Below are 16,716 nucleotides of genomic sequence, written 5' to 3'. Positions count from 1 at the left end.
TGTTAATCGGGCGCAAAGTTACAGGGTATATCTCGCAGCCTTTTACTTGATGCTGCAACTTCTATTCTTCATGGTGAACATTCCGTTGTTTTTGCAGGTTTTTACGCAATGCGCCGGGAGTTCCGAGCATATACTTCACGCAGAAGTCGTTTAAGTTGGCGGGAGAAGAAAATCCGGTTTCGTCCGCAATCTCCAGTAACCTCTTGTTAGTATATTCCAGCAGGTAGGTTATCTCCTTTACCCGCTGTTCACGTATCCACTGGCACAACGTTCTTCCAAATTCCGCCCTGAACCTGCGGCGGAACGAACGATATTCCATACCGCAACATTCGGCAAGGGCAGTCGGCGAATATACTTTATAGCCTTTTATCTGCACCATTTCCCGGAATGACCGCTGCCGCAGGTATTTCAGGTTTCGTTCGGCACGCCGAAACTGTGCATCGGTGATGTGGCTGCCTTTCCCATGATAGACTTCCCGCCGTGCCTGAAAGAAGTAGTCGCACACCCAGTTATAGACACCCGACAAGTATCTGTGATTGTTGAAAACCTGCCGGAGCATATCGGTAAAGAACAACAGTTCATCCAGCTTGTTTTGTTCGATATAAGGTACTACAAGGTTTTCTTTAAGATAGAAGAAAGCGAAATCTTCGGGGCAATATGCCAAGAGGAAAATATAGGTTTTATAATCCTTTTGTCCCAATGTCGGCAGTTCTCCGCTTTCTTTCAGGCTGTCGGTGACAAAGCGCAGCAGTTCACTGTTTCCGGCAAACTGTTCTAAGGTTTCCAACTCTTTCAGCGAACGGCTGTTATTCACCAGCCATTGTATCTTGTCCGCCAATTCTTGCACAAGGGGCAATATCTCCGGACGCTCCGCCGCTTTGGATAGTAAAAATCCGGTAATTGTTTTCATTTTCGCTTTTGAATCAATAAGTTATTGTTTTTACTTATTGGAAATTCATAATATTTATATCCTGTATTACTTCCCAATTTTTCATTTTCATTGTTATATATAAAAGCAATATAAATCGCTTTTAAGTTCAGAGTATCTTTACATATGCTATTTCTAATATGCGACGCATAATATCTTGCTTCTTTTTCAGATTGGGCTTCAAAAAATGCTTTGTTGGATGTTGATAATTCCATATAATAGGAATATTTCTCTGATAAATTTAATGGATAATTGAGTATGATATTTCCAATACTATCTTCATTTGAATACATACGATTTATCTCTTCCCATTGACTCTTCTCTTTTAGCTGACTAAAATACAGTTTCTCTTGTGTAGATAAATCAGGCTGTTTAGGCAATGAAGTCCCCATAAAAAAAGCAGGATAAGGGAAAAAATATATTATTGCCAAAATTGCTATCCCTAAAATTAAAAAGATATATTTTTTTAAAGTCCACTTCATATTTAATCAATTCTAAACTTTTGAGTAAAATTATCAAAATACGAATCTATCCGTTTATTATGTACATAAGCCAGTAACGGTATTCGGATAACTGCAAATGCAGGCTATCCGACATTCCCGTTCATCATATCATTCCAGTCCTGCACCGCTTTTATGGCGCATTGGTAGTAGCAGATACCCCACACGATTAACCAATATACCAACACGGCAGTTATCTTGAACAACCGTCTTTTCCATATATCATTCACTTGTTTTCCGATGAAGTGGAAAAGGAATAGCATAATCCCCCATAATACAAATGTCAGCACTTTGCATTTTATCGTTATGAATATATCGTTAGCCGCTATGTCGAAGTCGGGCAAGGCAGATGTATAGTAAGAAGTGATACGCCATCCCACCAGTAGAGAAATAATAGCAAACAGAGCGTTTTCAATTCTTTTATATGACATTGTTGTTTTCATGTTTTTATATAATGGTTAGAAAGGAGCATCGTTAGATGCTATCTTTCGTTATAAATGCTATTCTTTAATTTGAAATAGTTTGTTGTATGGTATTACTATCTCGTTTGTTTCATAAGTAGGAGCAAACATTCGTATCAGAAACACCTTACAATATATATTCTCATTGATATTTCTGCCATTAGATTGCCTTGTAATAAACAATGTTTTATACAAGAATTTATCATTGACTTTTCTTACAAACTCTGCTTCATAAGAGGTAAACACACTCAAACTATCGTTATTAATAAAGTCATTATAACTTAAATTCTTAATAGAACTACCTTTCATAACAATTAGGTTATAATCATTTAGTGTCTTATCAGATATAAATTCTATTATGCCACTATAAATCGTACTGTCTTGACAAGTATTTTCAGGCACTTCTTTAATTTGTACCAGCTCTATAAAGGGCATTTTTTTTAATCCCCATTGTACTGGTAGTAATGTGAATAGCCATACATATATTCCTATAAGAATGATAATCGGAAATGCAAATATCATGGAATGTCTTAAATCCTTTCGGATAAGGCAATCCAATAATGCTATAATTAGCATAAGAAGCAATATAATGACTATCATTCTATTTTCAAATCTAATTGTTTATAATTATAAAATCACCTTGCTTCAAAACGTTCAAATTCACCGATGAATTGAGCCGCCATGTCAATGTATGGAAAGATTTTAACTACTTGTATGTGTTCGTCTGTTTCTTCCCCACCTGCTGACAGGACGGGAACATAACCAAAACATTCATCGCCTTGCAGCGCACCCAGTTTTTCTTTTATTCGAGGATATAGCCCTAACTTATATCTGAACTCCAAAGAATCATTCTTGAATAAAAGAATGTTGAACAGCAGATTAAAGTTATCCGTGAATATTTGGAATGTTCCATACCGTATATTCAAAAAAACGATGTGATTGCCAAGTTGCTTTTGGCTACTTTTGATATATACGAACAAATCCCCGAAAGCCGTTACCATGAAAGGGATTGCTGCTTCATTATACTCCCGTTGGTAATATTGGTTCACGAACTCTTGATAATCTGCCGGATTCATTATCCGGAACAGACCATTACAAAAGATACCCAATCCGACTTCTTGCCACAAAGTAATCAACTCTTTAGGAGCTATATCGACATACTTTGCAATAAAAGCATCATCCGCTACCTGCCTTTTGCAGTCTATGTTCTGATTTAAAAATCTCTCGTACATAATGTTTATGCTTTAATAGTTACTAATGTCTAAGTGAAAAACAGCATTTGGCTGTTTTCACACTCTGTTAGTAATTTTGTTATCATGCAAATTCAAAATCCCCCAATGACTGACATATTAAATCAATATACGGCACATATTTGACACGTTCTACTTTATCTATGTCATTATCTCCACCTAATGCCAATGCAGGAACATAACCGTAACATTCATCTTCTGCAAGCCGTCCTAATTTGCTGACTAAAGCAGGAAACATTTCCAAGTCAAACATTTTAATACAAGTGTTCGATAAAATACGAACATTAATCAATATTTTGATATTGCTCGCTCCTATCTTCCATGTTCCTTTTCTGATATTTATATAGGCTACATAACTCTCATTGAGACATGTGTCATAAACCCATACGAATATATCACCGAAAGCCGTTATCATAAATGGTATTTGCGGCTTGATTTGTCCCGATTCTCCAATATAAGCGTCATTCCAAAAGATAAATTCTTCGGGTGGCAGCAACCGAAACAGACCATTATAAAATGTTCCGAAACCAACTTCTTGCCATAGGGTAATCAACTCTTTAGGGGCTGTGTTGGCATACTTTGCAAGAAAAGCATCATCCGCTACCTGCCTCTCACATTCCATATTCTGACTTAAAAATTTCTCGTACATAATGTTTATCCTTTAATACTTACTAATGGTTAGACAAGAAGCTGCATTAGCGGCTATCTTGGCTTGTTAGCAACATTCTATTTTACTCACTGATATTTTGAATTTTGAATAATTATATCTTTCAATAGGCTAAAATCAATCAAATTATTTTCGTTATATCCGTTTCTTTCTAAATCCTTATCTATTTGCTTCAAGAGCTTTAGCCATTCATTTATGAAAGTGTCTATTTGAATTGTCACTTCATCAGAAACATAACTCAATTGTTTTAGAATTTCAGCTCCACCCCTTAGTGCTTGTAATTTGGACTTAATTTTGACTTCGTTATTGTCACAAAAACATTCCCAAGTTCCAAAAAAGATGTTGCTTCCCCAATTTACGTCAAATTGTTCCACATTCTCTAAAGAATTGATTAAAAAGAAAATATCTTGGATTATATCTGATATTTCAGCACAAAAATAGAGCTCCAATATATAACCATTCCAATACATATATACAGATGCTTCTTTTGTATATGGATATATCGTTTGCAATGCTTCACTAATTGTAGTGTCTTGTTTGTCATGACGCAGGAAGTGATTTGTTTTACTAACTAATAAGCTAAAATTCATAATGATATAATTTCTTATTTTATGATTGTTGTTAATGGTTAGAAAGAAACATCGTCAGATGTTATCTTTCATTGTTACTGATGAATTTTATTTCATACTTATTTCTTTCAAGTTTATAAACTTCAATTTCTCTACCAACATATTCGGTATCATCTTTATTTTTTACAACAACAGGCTTTAATATTTCCTTTTGTTTTCCAAGATATACGATACGGGGAAACGTAAAATTGTTGCCAATGAATAATCGTGCGTCTATATTATCCTCTGCAAAACGATAAGAGATAGATAAATAATCCTTTTGCTGATTACCTGAAACGAATATTGTTTCTTTCTTCAACTCTCTATTTGCAAAACTAACGGCTTTCATTACTGCTAAAGGATATGCAGTCGCTATTTGACTTGTTCCCGAAAGCAGGTAATATCTTTTATCCGATGCTTGAATGGAATAAATAGTATCATAGCATACCCCCATATCATTATCATTATTTATATTGAAGAAATACGTGTGTTCTTTATCCTTATATTGAATATAAGAGGCAAACAATGGCATCGAACCACCGAAATAAGTATTCCGGGAAAATACCCTCATATCCCCGTCTGTTGATACAGCCATAATAAATTGCCGTTCTTTTTTTCTCAATTCTCTAAAGTCGTATTTCATTCCTTTATCGGCTGTACAAAGTTCTTCCAGCAGGATAGAGAATCTATTTTGTAAAGAATCGCAATAATCATCATTCGTATATGGATAATTCTGCCGTAGCGTATATAAAGTATCTTGAATAAAGCAAAGCTGTTTTTCCAAAGAAGGCAAGTTATTGTCACTTTGTGCTATTGTAACTTCCACTGCTCCAAAACACAAGACGATACAAAATATGTATTTAATCTTCTTCATTTTTATCTGCTATTATCAGTAATGGGTTGGAAAGAAACGTTGCAAGTATTTTGTATCATTCCTGTTTTAAAAAATCAAGATCGAAGAAGTAATCCTCTTCATCCTTTGGATTTATATAGATAACTCCGTTTTTTTGCAAAGCAAGAAAAACACCTAAACTACTTCTATCCATAATAATTGGTTCGCTGACAAACTGCGTCTGTTTTCCTCTATAGTCTAAAGTAACTTTTACTATACAATGACAACGTTCATAAGAAAGCGGTTCATTCATTCGGTCGGGATTTGTCAATGCTTCGCAGGCGTTAATTTCCTGACTATGCAAAGATTGGTGGGGCAAATCCGGTTCCTCTAACGAAGTAGGTGAATATAAACGTGTTTTGAACGAGTAAGCAGGTACATCCATTTGGGTGTAATGGATATTTTGTTTGCTTTCACATATTTCGCAACTGTTTAAATCCACTTTCAAAGTAATACCTTTGGAGCGGAGAAATGCCTTGTGTTTCTCTTTGATTTTCTTTTCTTGTAACTTCTTTCTTCTCATTACCCAGACAATAATAGCAATCGGAACTATCGCAAGGCTTCCAGTCACCAGCATATAGCCAAATTTCCCTTTTTCCATGAATATATGTGTTTGCAATAATAGCAAACCTTCAATGGCTATGCCTAAAAAGAGAAAAGCATCATGAAATATCGCTTTTAGTTTCATATCTATATAATTTCTAATTATTACAGCTAATGGTTAGAAAGGAGCATCGTCAGATGCTATCTTTCGTTGTTATAAACTTAATTATTCTTGCTCACTTACATTTTCGCTTATTAGTCTGCACATATATTCTTGCAGGCAGCAATGATATTTTTCAGTAGTAAGCAATGACTTTATATAGTTCATATTTTCATATATGTATTTCATTTTATAAGCTAATATTTCAAAGGGCATATCTTCGTTATTATAAGTAGCTATTATCTGCCATAAGTTTGAAATCGTTTGGCTTATGTCATTATCTTGGGGCTTTTTATTAGCTTCCATATTCTGATATTTATAGATGTAATACTCTGTGTATGCAGGTATGCGGTATGTTTCATGTGTGAAGCCAGTTCCACCCCCGGCGATACATCTCAACATATCGTTTACACAATAGAATATTTTGTTTAACGTCTTACGTTCGCTACGATAGTGTTTCCTATTATTGGCATTAAATTGTGCATATCACATACAATATAAGTCAAATCCGGTTTCTCCATAAAAGTAACCTTGCAATGAAGTGTATTGTTGGCAGTATAATGTATCGGGATAAACCGTTGCCGAATTTACAAACAATCTTTCAGCATCTTCTTTTATATAGCGGTACTCTTTCTTACTTTGCTTACGAAGTTTATCAACATTGAGTATTTCATCTTGTATGTTACGTTCACACAGAGTTTTGCTGCAAGAACAACCCATTATCACGAAAATGGCAAGAACAAATAATACTATGTTTGCAATACGATACATATTGTTTATAATGGTTTGGTGAGAAACAGCGTTAAACTGTTGGCTCGACCTTGTTACTAATATAGTTCTTATAAATCACCTTTTTAAGACTTTGTGCCGTTTGAGATAATTCGTACTTTTCTTGCATTAGAAAAGGTATAGATTTCTTTATCATTCTGTTTTTTACGAAACTAATAGTTTTTCCTCTAATCACTCGTAACCGTAAGAAAGCCCATATTTCAACGGGTATAAAACGCCAAGCCCGACTGTAAAACTCACGTTGGTAAGTATCATTCCGGCATTGCATAAGGTGATAATCGACCATTTCATCTATCGCAAGATCAATGGAATCTTCATCGTCAGAATCTATTAATTGCAAAAAGTTTTTATAGACAGAGTGCATAGGTGTATCTCCAATGTATTTGTTCAATAATGCAGACGAATTATTATCAGTGAGTAAGTCATATAATATAAATACCTCAGGAAATAAGGTATTCTTATAACGAACCCCATTGCCCATTTCAATTTCATCTTCTATTACATTTAAGAAACATTCAAACGCAATTTTAGCATCTTGTGGTGATAAACAAGTAAGAATACCTAATATACGATGGCACATATCTAAACTTGTGAAAAGCAATCGAGCTTTATCCTCTTTATCTTTAGGAATTACTGAAAATGCTATAAAATCATATAAGAATGCGTCTGCAAGACCTGTAAAACTTTCTTTACTCGGTTTTGTTATACACGCTAAATAACTTTTTAGCATTGTCATTTCCGCATAATAAGTTAACTCGATTGAAGAACAAGAATGATATGTTTGATTTAAGAAGTAGCCTTTTATTCTCATTCCTAATTCCTCATAAAAGGAATTATTTTCCCGTTCTTGATAAGCAACAGCTTTTTTCAAATTCTTAAAGAGAGTTTCTATTGTCATAAGTTCTTGTTTTTAGCTGAATTATTAGTAATGGTTCAGCAGGGAACGGTTTTCCGTTATCCTGCGTTATTAACGTCATTTTTATTCTCATTCCAGTGTACCACATCAATACACCATAATTACAAGATCTTTTTGCGCTTCAATGGCTTCATCGAAAATGAAATTCAAGTCGTCCATTTCCTGCTCATAGTCATAATCCCCGATGCCGTTACCCTCTTGTAACGAAGTGTATTCCGTTCGCTTGCTCTCCAATTCAGAAACGGATATGCTGATAATGTAGGGAAAATCATCACTCAACGGAATAGGGAAAAATGTACTTTGACTATCCAACTGCCATAGGTTTTCTGCATTGTAGATTAATGTCCCGTAATGGCTGCAAATCTTTTCATATACATATCCGTACATGAAAGCAATTTCAGGATAACGGATTTTTCCGTTCACTATGTCAGTCAATACTGCATAAGCATCTTTATCCGTGTTCAGGCTATCGCTGAAATAATCGTTCAGCCTGTCAAGTTCTTGTTTTAATGAAGCCTTTAGCTGGTTTATCAGCAGATTATCGCAAGTCCCATAAACGGATTTTACCTTATCGGCTTCTGTCAAATAAGCATAAACATAGTAACTCATACTTTATCTTTATTTAATGCCGTTCCAATGTACCATATCGTAAGGATAGTAGGGCAACCCTTTCAGGCTGCTGTCGTCCAACCCCAAGACCTTGACTAATGCACCACTTTCAAAACTCCAATAGCCAGAGTGCGCAAATACGTTTATCTTATGAATGTTATGCCAACCACAATCTGAATGACCTCTGTACCATTCTTGTGAAAGATATTTTTTTAATCTCTTTACACTTGACATCTTATCTTTTTCAGCAAACAAGATAATTTCCTTTGTTACTGCATAAGGTCGAGGGAACAAAAAATTATCGGTATTTGGTGAAACATCAATTTTGCATATGTGATGAAGAAGATAATTTATTAAGAAATCGTTTGGTTTATCCTTTTGGACAATCATTGCTAATTTATTGAATATAGTATCTTCCACATCTAATAATATACCAATAGAAAGCATATTTACCATTAGAATATATCCATTGTCTTTTTTCCATGCAATATCCATGAATGAAACGATTTCTTTATATAATGGCAATATCTTATCTATGTTTTCTCCCATAGAATAAGTTGCAAGTAAATTATCATATTCATACATTAAAATTGTTTCATACTTATTCTGAATAACTTCTATGTTTGGCAAACTGTATAATTGAATACCTTTCCCTTCACTGTCTTTCAAATTCTGTATGTTTTTTTTACAATCGTCAACAAATTCAGTTTGCAACCCAATAAGGGATAAAAAATTTTCTTTTGTACTCAACTTATCTCTTGCTTCCATGTATGGTACACTATTTTGATGTTAATGGGATGTGAAAAATGGTATTTAGCCGTTATCTCAACCTCGTTACTAACTTTATTAATTCGTAACCAGTGAGTTTAATTCTAATCCAAAATATTTTCCGGAATATTATAATCGGTGTCTAATTCTCCTATGATTGAATATCCCATACTTTCTTCTTGCATTTGCAAAATATTATCTGGATAATTAGAGCGTGTAGCATTTTCTACCATATTGTCCCAATTAACGCCAAGTTTGCTTTCAAAGACACGATAAACGAATTGTGAGGGATGTAATATATTGAATTTATGATCTGTTTGAGGAATTTCTCCAGTAATGTAACTACCATTCTCATCAGATGTATATGTTAAGGTGAGATATGGAATAAATTCCGCTTTACTGTCTTTTGTTGTTTTTTCGACACATAAACTATAAGCCCCATAGCCATAAGGCTTTTCGTACAAGGTATGGTGCATATCGTTCATTTGGAAAGCATAGAAATTTCGTGCTTCATTATTTATCAGGAATAGAGTGATACCCATTTTCAGGAAAGGATGATTGCTTTCCGTGATATGGCAGGCTACATAAGAATCGGTTATCTTTATACTTACTGTTTCGGATTCACGAGTTATATTATCTGTGATTTTTATAGTTGTTTCTCCTTTGCTCTTCCCTTCCACAAGAATTACACCTTTTTGTTGGTCTGCAAAGAGTTCTCCGTTGTATGTGGCACTCACAATTTCTTCGTCTTCAACGAACACATTTACATCTCCGCTTCCATTCACTATTGGTATGCTATTGTAACCTCTTAAAGCTACTTCATAATAGTGTTTTTTCAAATGGAACGGTATCGCTTCCTGAACATTTTCATTTTTGTCATCGCAGCTTGTAATGCTGCAAATACTAACGAATAGCAATATTAGTCCGAATATTTTTTCAACTTTCATTTCTTTAGTTATTAAATTGTTAGTAATGGTTAGAAAGCAACATCGTCAGATGTTATTTTTCGTTGTTATAAACTCTATTAGCCGGGAAATATTTGTTTATCACACTTTTAACTTCCTTGAACCAGTCCGCTCGCTGTTCAGCCGAACTGTTAGCCACCACACGAAACATTCTCCGGTCAAACACAGCAACCCCGCAAAAATCAAAAATGCAATCCTTCCAAATGCGTTGCAAGGGATCACCGAATATTTCATTTTCCCGTATTTCGGGAGTGTTCGATGTGTTGAATACAATGCCTGCTTTCGCCTTTAGCAATCCGATTGGCAATCCGCCACCATTATCACCGACCGGGAAGGTATAGGCTACATTTTCACGTAACACCCTGTCGATCCATCCCTTTAGTATGGCTGGCGGTTGTCCCCACCAGTTAGGGTGAATGATTATTATTCCGTCCGCTTCCCTTATTTCCCGTTGGTGTAATGTCACCAATTCATCATCCGAAACGTCGCAAACCAATTCTTTTGGGGGAATGGAAGGGTTAAACTTTTCATTATATAAATCATGGAACATAACTGTATGTCCGTTACTCTCCAATGTTTCTGTTACGATATAAGCAATAGCAGCATTAAAACTGCCCTTGTATGGATGTCCTAATATTACTGACACTTTCATTCTGTTTCTTTTTTATTTTATCAATTGTAATGGTTTGACAAGGAGCTGCGTTAGCAGTTATCTTGGCTTGTTACTAACTCAATTTTAACACAGTCAGCTAAGACTTCGATAAAACTATCATATCCCCAAAAAAGAAAGTGCTTGAAATTTTGATAATTCAATGAATCAAATGGTTGCTGTTTGAGCCAGTCTGAATTAAGAACTTCAAAACAGAAACTTTCCTTTGATAAAGTATTCTCTATCTCAAAATCTGAATAATACATTTCTTCAAAGTTGAAGTTATGCAGTCGAACTTCTATCACTCTATCAAACAATAGAAGAATATCTCTTTCTCTGTCTGTTACAGAGCTATATGCAGATGTTCGTAATGCCAAACTTTCTGTTCGATTCTTTGGATAAGTGATTATATCAAAATCATAATTTCCAATTCGCCAATCAAATGGAATATGTTTTAGTTTTATCTTAACTGTCATATTGCACTATTGTTAGTAATTATTCAATAGCCACACCTTATGGTGTAGTTCCTGATCTCTAATGAATCATACTTTTGGCAATATATATTCACGTTTAGGATGCCGTATATATACCCGACTGTAATCAATATAAGAATGGGGAGAATAGCGGTCATAAAATGCTGAAAGCCGGAAAGTGGATGCTGACATATAGGCACAACTGTTTGCATCTACCTTTATTTCGGTATCTTGGGCAAACAGCAAAGCAATAGTCTGACTGTTTGAATGTTCTATTCGTATGCAGTTCTGCCCGTCCCTTTTTTCCTTGTGCAAGACGACATTTTCCCGTTGTTTCTGTACATTATCCATATTGCTGAAAATAGATTCATGCTCCAAAGATAAGAAAAACAACGAAAAGCGAACACTCATTCGGTTTTTATTTTGCCGAAAACATTAAAAAATGAAAATCAGGCTTTTAGCAGGGAATAAATATAGCGAAAATTACTTGCCAGTTCTTCCACATCAAGCCCGTTTAAGTAAGATTGCTCGTATGATAAGCCGAAGTACATTTGCCTGAACATGGTAGCAGCCCTTTTAACATCCGTATCAGGTCGTATTTCTCCGTTATCCTTTGCTTTCTGTATAATATTCATCCACAACTCATAATCCTGTGCAAAGAAATGCACAGTCTTTTCTTTTATATTGGGGTAGTACATTCTAACTTGTGCAAAGAAGTGATAATAATAAAAATTAGGACTGCATCCATAAGGATTGTTACCATCATCCATAAGTTCACACAACCGCTTCATAGTAACAATTATCCCCTGTATGTACTGTTCGATAAACTCCGCCAGTGTACATTCGGTCTTGTTAAACTTGTTTTTCGGGTGATGTGTTTGAAATATGAACTTATCAACCACAGCCACAAACAAGTCTTGTTTGTGGGGGAAGTAATGAACAATGCCAGTCCTTGCCAACCCGCAGGCTTTGGCAATTTCCGTAAAGCTCGCTTTCTCATAGTTCATCTTCACAAAAACTTTAAATGCGTTTTCCAGCACTTCATCCCGGTTAGTTATCATATCACATACAGATTTTATATTTCAATTACGAAGATACACTTTTTCTCCCGTTTAATTATCCGCATAACAACACATTCCACAAAGCTATTTTAGGACAAGTGATAGGGCAGGTGCAAGGTGCAGCTATATCTATATATATAGCTGCACCTTGCACCTGTAAAATACACACTGAATATCAGCAACTTACAACATCGCAAAAATACACTGTGCAACCCTCTTTTTTGCACCTTTCATTTCCAGCCCATCCGTTCACCCTCAAAAATCCCCCCAATAAAAAAACACCGCATTTATTTCCTATTTTCAGTCTATTTTTGTACATTTGTACCAAGTTATCAGCGCAGAGCGAAGAAACGCAAAGAACCCCGCACCGTTACTAATTCGTTACCTGTTACCTAACTTTCTACTCTTTACGTCTTGACAATTAGTTAATTAAACTTTTCCCGCAGTTTTTTATAGAAAAAAGTGACGGCTCAATCTATTTCACAAATAGCGTTCTCTTTCATTAGGGCAAACTCTTCTAAAGAAGATGGGGTTATGTTTATCATTCCGGATTTTAATTGTTTGTGTAATCTAGCTAATGTGAAATATTCATCGTCCAATACATCCTGTATTCCCCAGATATTATTTTCTTCATCTTTTATATATGACTCTATAGCTGTGCCATTCATATAACGCACATAGTAAATCATATCTTCGTAACGATCATAGAAACTAAGGTAAGTCTCTACGGAATGAAGATATTTATCTTCTATACTTCTCAGAAAATTCCCTATAAGCAAGAGCTGGGATTTAGATATGAGTTTGTCTGCTTCGCAGCTTATAGAACAATCCCAAATGTCATTGAATAAAGAATTTTGGTGGAGTAGTATGGTATCTTTATATTCCGGATGTTCAGCGATGAATGATTGTATCTCTTTGAAAATTTTGTGGTGTATTTCTTCATAAGAATCGCTGATTAATATAAAATTCATTAAGAATAGGATGTGGCACTTTTGTTGGGGTGATATTGAGAACCAGTAGTCGACTGATGAAGTTTGAAACTTGAAATCAGTTGTCTTTCCGAGTGGTGGGGTTGTTAGACTGTTCTTTCGGTTGGCCTTTAAAAGTTCAAAGATTTGCCTGGTGGTGTCTTCTGCTGATTTTCTTTTTAGAAAATCCCAATACATGAATCCAGAGAGAATTGATGCGCCTACAATGAGAGAGGCTGGTTTACCAAAGAATCTTTCTGTTAAACCGATACTGCCTCCTGTTATGAGAATAAGGATCATCCAAATAGCAGTATTTTTTAATAATCTTGCAGTTTCACGTTCCATGTTTGTATTATTCAAGATTTATTTTATTATATGATAGTAAATTAGTGACGAAGGTACATATATAAAACAATGGAAGCAAGATTTGTTGACGTATTCTTTCATTTCTTTTGGGGTTTGCGCTATCTTTGCGCCCGGAAAATGAAAGCAAAAGAGTATGCAACGGTATTTTATTTATTTAGCTTACGACGGAACCGCCTACCACGGCTGGCAGATACAACCCAACGGAGACAGTGTACAAGAGTGTCTGATGCGTGCGCTTGCCATACTGATGCGCCGTGAAGTAGAGGTTATTGGTGCCGGGCGTACCGATGCCGGGGTGCATGCTTCCCTGATGGTAGCCCACTTTGATAGTGACGAGCCGCTTGATACCGCCTTTTTTACCGATAAGCTGAATCGTCTTTTGCCACCAGACATTTCTATCTACCGTATTCGTGCAGTGAAGCCTGATGCCCATGCCCGCTTTGACGCAATAGCCCGCATGTATAAATACTACGTGACTACAGCCAAGTCTCCCTTCAACCGCCAATATCGTTGCCGTCTTTTTCAGGCGCCGGACTTTGAGCGAATGAACGAAGCTGCCCGTATTTTGTTTGATTATACGGATTTCACCAGTTTCAGCAAGTTGCATACGGACGTAAAAACAAATAATTGCCGCATCATGCACGCTGCCTGGACACAGGTAGATGATGTAACCTGGGTGTTCACCATTCAGGCCGATCGTTTCCTGCGCAATATGGTTCGCGCAGTAGTAGGTACTTTACTTGAAGTGGGGCGTGGCAAGCTCACTATTGATGGTTTTCGCCGTGTCATCGAACAGAAAGACCGCTGCAAAGCCGGTACCTCCGTCCCCGGCAATGCCCTGTTTCTGGTAGACGTCACCTATCCGGAAGAACTGTTTATCACCAGTTAATTCCCCAAAGTAGTAAACCGGAATAGTCTTATTACCCCAAGCCCTTTTTTAATTTTTAATTTTCAATTTTTATTTAATATGTGGTTATTACTCGCCTTCGTCTCAGCCACCTTGCTGGGATTTTATGATGCTTTCAAGAAGAAGTCATTGCGCGACAATGCCGTGCTTCCCGTCCTGTTCCTGAATACGGTGTTTTCCAGTATGATATTTCTTCCTTTCATACTTATTTCCGCTTTTACCCCTGCACTTAGCGGAACGATGTTTGACGTACCCATCGTAGGCTGGGAAGTTCATAAGTTTATAGTTATCAAGTCCTTTATCGTTCTTTCCTCCTGGATATTCGGCTATTTCGGCATGAAACATTTACCACTGACTATCGTAGGACCAATAAATGCTACCCGTCCTGTAATGGTGCTGGTGGGTGCTATGTTGATATTCGGCGAACGATTGAACCTGTACCAGTGGATTGGAGTCATGCTTGCCGTGCTTTCTTTCTTTATGTTGAGCCGTTCCGGCAAGAAAGAGGGTATCGACTTCAAGCATAACAAATGGATACTCTTCATTGTGCTTGCCGCCATCACCGGTGCCATCAGCGGATTGTATGACAAATATCTGATGAAGCAGTTCAACCCTATGGTTGTGCAGTCGTGGTACAATGTCTATCAGGTGTTTATCATGTGCCCCATCATTCTTTTGCTATGGTATCCCAAGCGGAAAGAAAGCACGCCTTTCCGTTGGGACTGGACTATTATCTTAATATCCGTCTTCCTTAGTGCCGCCGACTTTGCCTATTTCTATGCCCTGAGTTATGAAGACTCCATGATTTCCATAGTCTCAATGGTTCGCCGTGGCAGTGTAGTGGTATCCTTCCTTTTCGGAGCGCTCTTCTTCCGTGAAAAGAATTTGAAAAGTAAGGCTGTCGACCTCATTTTGGTATTGATTGGAATGTTCTTCCTGTATTTGGGAAGCAAATAGTACTGATTACTATTGAAAAAAGGAAGATTTAGAGAAAAAGTAAGAAGCATCTTATATTAATAGTTTTGAAAGATAATAAAATATTTTGTTTTTCAAAATTAAACATATACCTTTGTGCAAATCGTGCGAGTAATGAGAATAATTGCTAAAAGTAAAATAGTTGAATATTATACCGAAAATCCTGATGCTGAAACTGCTCTTGAAGATTGGTATCAGAAAGTAAAGAAAGCAGAATGGACATGTTTTGCTGATATGAAAAAGACCTTTAATAGTGTTGATAATGTAGGCAATCAACACTATGTATTCAATATTAGAGGCAATAATTATAGATTGATTGTAGTGATTAAATTTACTATTAAGACAGTCTTAATTCGTTTTATTGGTACTCATACGGATTATGATAATATAGATGCTAAAAATGTTTAGGTATGGCAAAGATTCAGAGTGAAATAGCCTATAAGGCGGCAATGGAGAGAATAGAAGAACTTCTTCCATTAGTTGATGATGATACTCCTTTGACTGATAAAAATCTTATTGAGCTGGATTTATTGTCAGGGCTTGTAGAAGAGTATGAGGACGAACATTATCCAATCAAAGTTCCCTCTTTGGTTGATGTGATAAAATTGCGTATGTATGAGATGGGAATCAATCAGGCTAAGTTGTCTGAATTACTTGGAGTGAGCACTTCACGGGTTAGTGACTATCTTACTGGAAGGAGTGAGCCTACTTTGAAGGTGGCTCGTGAGATGAGCAGAAAACTGAATATTGATGCTCATATCGTATTAGGAGTATAATCATGGCAGAAGATTTATCCGTCAGCAACGGTAACAAGGCCGAAAAGTATCAAACTTTGCTTCCCCAGATAAAGAGCCTGATTGAGGGTGAGGATGACCTCATTGCCAATCTGGCGAATGTTTCGGCTGCGCTGAAAGAGACGTTCGGATTCTTTTGGACAGGTTTCTATCTGGTGAAAGGAGAAGAATTGGTGCTTGGCCCTTTTCAGGGGCCGATAGCTTGCACACGCATCAGGAAAGGACGGGGTGTTTGCGGCACGGCATGGGCTAAGGCGGAAACACTTGTTGTGTCCGATGTCGATGCATTTCCCGGACATATAGCGTGCAGTTCCTTGTCCCGTTCGGAGATAGTGGTTCCGCTGGTTCGTGGAAACGGAGAGGTGTGGGGTGTGCTTGATATAGACAGTGAGAATTTGAATACCTTTGACGCAACAGATGCACGCTTTCTTGAAGAAGTGTGCTCCTGGCTTTGATGCGTGAAGTTG

Annotated in this window: 24 protein-coding genes and 1 pseudogene; 5 read left to right on the top strand and 20 right to left on the bottom strand. The window is 36.6% G+C overall.

Annotated elements, in window-relative coordinates; genetic code table 11:
- Positions 1-61: 61 nt before the first annotated feature.
- The 20 genes and pseudogenes from HMPREF9447_RS08135 to HMPREF9447_RS08045 all read right to left on the bottom strand — a co-directional run bounded on the left by HMPREF9447_RS08135 (position 62) and on the right by HMPREF9447_RS08045 (position 13,552).
- On the bottom strand, positions 62-910 hold the full coding sequence (locus HMPREF9447_RS08135; RefSeq protein ID WP_009129226.1) for a helix-turn-helix domain-containing protein: 849 nt from the start codon (positions 908-910) through the stop codon (positions 62-64).
- Positions 907-1,410, bottom strand: a complete 504-nt coding sequence (locus tag HMPREF9447_RS08130) for a hypothetical protein (RefSeq protein ID WP_009129225.1) — start codon at positions 1,408-1,410, stop codon at positions 907-909. Before HMPREF9447_RS08130 ends, HMPREF9447_RS08135 begins: the two co-directional genes overlap by 4 nt.
- Before the next feature lie 104 nt (positions 1,411-1,514).
- A complete protein-coding gene (locus HMPREF9447_RS08125) occupies positions 1,515-1,871 on the bottom strand; it encodes a hypothetical protein (protein ID WP_167549112.1) in 357 nt (118 codons plus the stop codon).
- A gap of 57 nt (positions 1,872-1,928) precedes the next feature.
- The gene (locus tag HMPREF9447_RS08120) at positions 1,929-2,489 is read right to left on the bottom strand and encodes a hypothetical protein (RefSeq protein WP_009129223.1); all 561 of its coding nucleotides are present in this window, start codon (positions 2,487-2,489) and stop codon (positions 1,929-1,931) included.
- 35 nt (positions 2,490-2,524) lie between these two features.
- Positions 2,525-3,121, bottom strand: a complete 597-nt coding sequence (locus HMPREF9447_RS08115) for a GAD-like domain-containing protein (RefSeq protein WP_009129222.1) — start codon at positions 3,119-3,121, stop codon at positions 2,525-2,527.
- 82 nt (positions 3,122-3,203) lie between these two features.
- A complete protein-coding gene (locus tag HMPREF9447_RS08110; RefSeq protein ID WP_009129221.1) occupies positions 3,204-3,788 on the bottom strand; it encodes a T6SS immunity protein Tdi1 domain-containing protein in 585 nt (194 codons plus the stop codon).
- A gap of 86 nt (positions 3,789-3,874) precedes the next feature.
- Positions 3,875-4,396, bottom strand: a complete 522-nt coding sequence (locus HMPREF9447_RS08105) for a hypothetical protein (protein ID WP_009129220.1) — start codon at positions 4,394-4,396, stop codon at positions 3,875-3,877.
- A 61-nt stretch (positions 4,397-4,457) separates the two neighbouring features.
- The gene (locus HMPREF9447_RS08100; protein WP_009129219.1) at positions 4,458-5,288 is read right to left on the bottom strand and encodes a hypothetical protein; all 831 of its coding nucleotides are present in this window, start codon (positions 5,286-5,288) and stop codon (positions 4,458-4,460) included.
- A gap of 55 nt (positions 5,289-5,343) precedes the next feature.
- Positions 5,344-5,994, bottom strand: a complete 651-nt coding sequence (locus HMPREF9447_RS08095; RefSeq protein WP_009129218.1) for a hypothetical protein — start codon at positions 5,992-5,994, stop codon at positions 5,344-5,346.
- An 81-nt stretch (positions 5,995-6,075) separates the two neighbouring features.
- Positions 6,076-6,315, bottom strand: a complete 240-nt coding sequence (locus HMPREF9447_RS29080; protein ID WP_244267586.1) for a hypothetical protein — start codon at positions 6,313-6,315, stop codon at positions 6,076-6,078.
- 180 nt (positions 6,316-6,495) lie between these two features.
- On the bottom strand, positions 6,496-6,780 hold the full coding sequence (locus HMPREF9447_RS29075) for a hypothetical protein (RefSeq protein WP_009129216.1): 285 nt from the start codon (positions 6,778-6,780) through the stop codon (positions 6,496-6,498).
- Positions 6,781-6,811: 31 nt separating this feature from the next.
- Entirely contained in the window at positions 6,812-7,696 is an 885-nt protein-coding gene (locus HMPREF9447_RS08085; protein WP_009129215.1) for a hypothetical protein, read from the bottom strand.
- A 105-nt stretch (positions 7,697-7,801) separates the two neighbouring features.
- A complete protein-coding gene (locus tag HMPREF9447_RS08080; protein WP_009129214.1) occupies positions 7,802-8,323 on the bottom strand; it encodes a DUF7691 family protein in 522 nt (173 codons plus the stop codon).
- A 9-nt stretch (positions 8,324-8,332) separates the two neighbouring features.
- Positions 8,333-9,091 (bottom strand): PoNi-like cognate immunity protein, encoded by a 759-nt coding sequence (locus tag HMPREF9447_RS08075; protein WP_009129213.1) that lies wholly within the window; start codon positions 9,089-9,091, stop codon positions 8,333-8,335.
- Between the two features lie 104 nt (positions 9,092-9,195).
- The gene (locus HMPREF9447_RS08070) at positions 9,196-10,038 is read right to left on the bottom strand and encodes a hypothetical protein (RefSeq protein WP_009129212.1); all 843 of its coding nucleotides are present in this window, start codon (positions 10,036-10,038) and stop codon (positions 9,196-9,198) included.
- A 52-nt stretch (positions 10,039-10,090) separates the two neighbouring features.
- Positions 10,091-10,708 carry an NAD(P)H-dependent oxidoreductase gene (locus HMPREF9447_RS08065; RefSeq protein WP_009129211.1) on the bottom strand — a complete coding sequence of 206 codons (618 nt, stop codon included), beginning with the start codon at positions 10,706-10,708 and terminating at the stop codon, positions 10,091-10,093.
- Between the two features lie 50 nt (positions 10,709-10,758).
- Positions 10,759-11,181, bottom strand: a complete 423-nt coding sequence (locus HMPREF9447_RS08060; RefSeq protein WP_009129210.1) for a hypothetical protein — start codon at positions 11,179-11,181, stop codon at positions 10,759-10,761.
- 72 nt (positions 11,182-11,253) lie between these two features.
- Positions 11,254-11,529: pseudogene (locus HMPREF9447_RS08055) on the bottom strand (recombinase); the annotation flags it as partial.
- A 98-nt stretch (positions 11,530-11,627) separates the two neighbouring features.
- Positions 11,628-12,239 carry a TetR/AcrR family transcriptional regulator gene (locus tag HMPREF9447_RS08050; RefSeq protein ID WP_009129208.1) on the bottom strand — a complete coding sequence of 204 codons (612 nt, stop codon included), beginning with the start codon at positions 12,237-12,239 and terminating at the stop codon, positions 11,628-11,630.
- Positions 12,240-12,709: 470 nt separating this feature from the next.
- A complete protein-coding gene (locus tag HMPREF9447_RS08045; RefSeq protein ID WP_009129207.1) occupies positions 12,710-13,552 on the bottom strand; it encodes a hypothetical protein in 843 nt (280 codons plus the stop codon).
- A gap of 154 nt (positions 13,553-13,706) precedes the next feature.
- Here HMPREF9447_RS08045 and truA point away from each other — a divergent pair, with 154 nt between their 5' ends.
- The 5 genes from truA (at position 13,707) to HMPREF9447_RS08020 (ending at position 16,704) form a co-directional block, all read left to right on the top strand.
- Positions 13,707-14,462 (top strand): tRNA pseudouridine(38-40) synthase TruA, encoded by a 756-nt coding sequence (gene truA / locus HMPREF9447_RS08040; protein WP_009129206.1) that lies wholly within the window; start codon positions 13,707-13,709, stop codon positions 14,460-14,462.
- Between the two features lie 78 nt (positions 14,463-14,540).
- Positions 14,541-15,437, top strand: coding sequence for a DMT family transporter (locus HMPREF9447_RS08035; protein ID WP_009129205.1), 897 nt, complete (start codon positions 14,541-14,543; stop codon positions 15,435-15,437).
- Between the two features lie 132 nt (positions 15,438-15,569).
- Positions 15,570-15,863 carry a type II toxin-antitoxin system HigB family toxin gene (locus HMPREF9447_RS08030; protein WP_044137584.1) on the top strand — a complete coding sequence of 98 codons (294 nt, stop codon included), beginning with the start codon at positions 15,570-15,572 and terminating at the stop codon, positions 15,861-15,863.
- Between the two features lie 2 nt (positions 15,864-15,865).
- Positions 15,866-16,231, top strand: a complete 366-nt coding sequence (locus HMPREF9447_RS08025; protein WP_009129203.1) for a helix-turn-helix domain-containing protein — start codon at positions 15,866-15,868, stop codon at positions 16,229-16,231.
- Positions 16,232-16,233: 2 nt separating this feature from the next.
- Positions 16,234-16,704, top strand: coding sequence for a GAF domain-containing protein (locus HMPREF9447_RS08020; RefSeq protein ID WP_009129202.1), 471 nt, complete (start codon positions 16,234-16,236; stop codon positions 16,702-16,704).
- Positions 16,705-16,716 lie beyond the last annotated feature (12 nt).

It is taken from the genome of Bacteroides oleiciplenus YIT 12058 (assembly GCF_000315485.1).
Classification (GTDB): domain Bacteria; phylum Bacteroidota; class Bacteroidia; order Bacteroidales; family Bacteroidaceae; genus Bacteroides; species Bacteroides oleiciplenus.
This window is presented reverse-complemented; position numbering and strand designations above follow the sequence as displayed.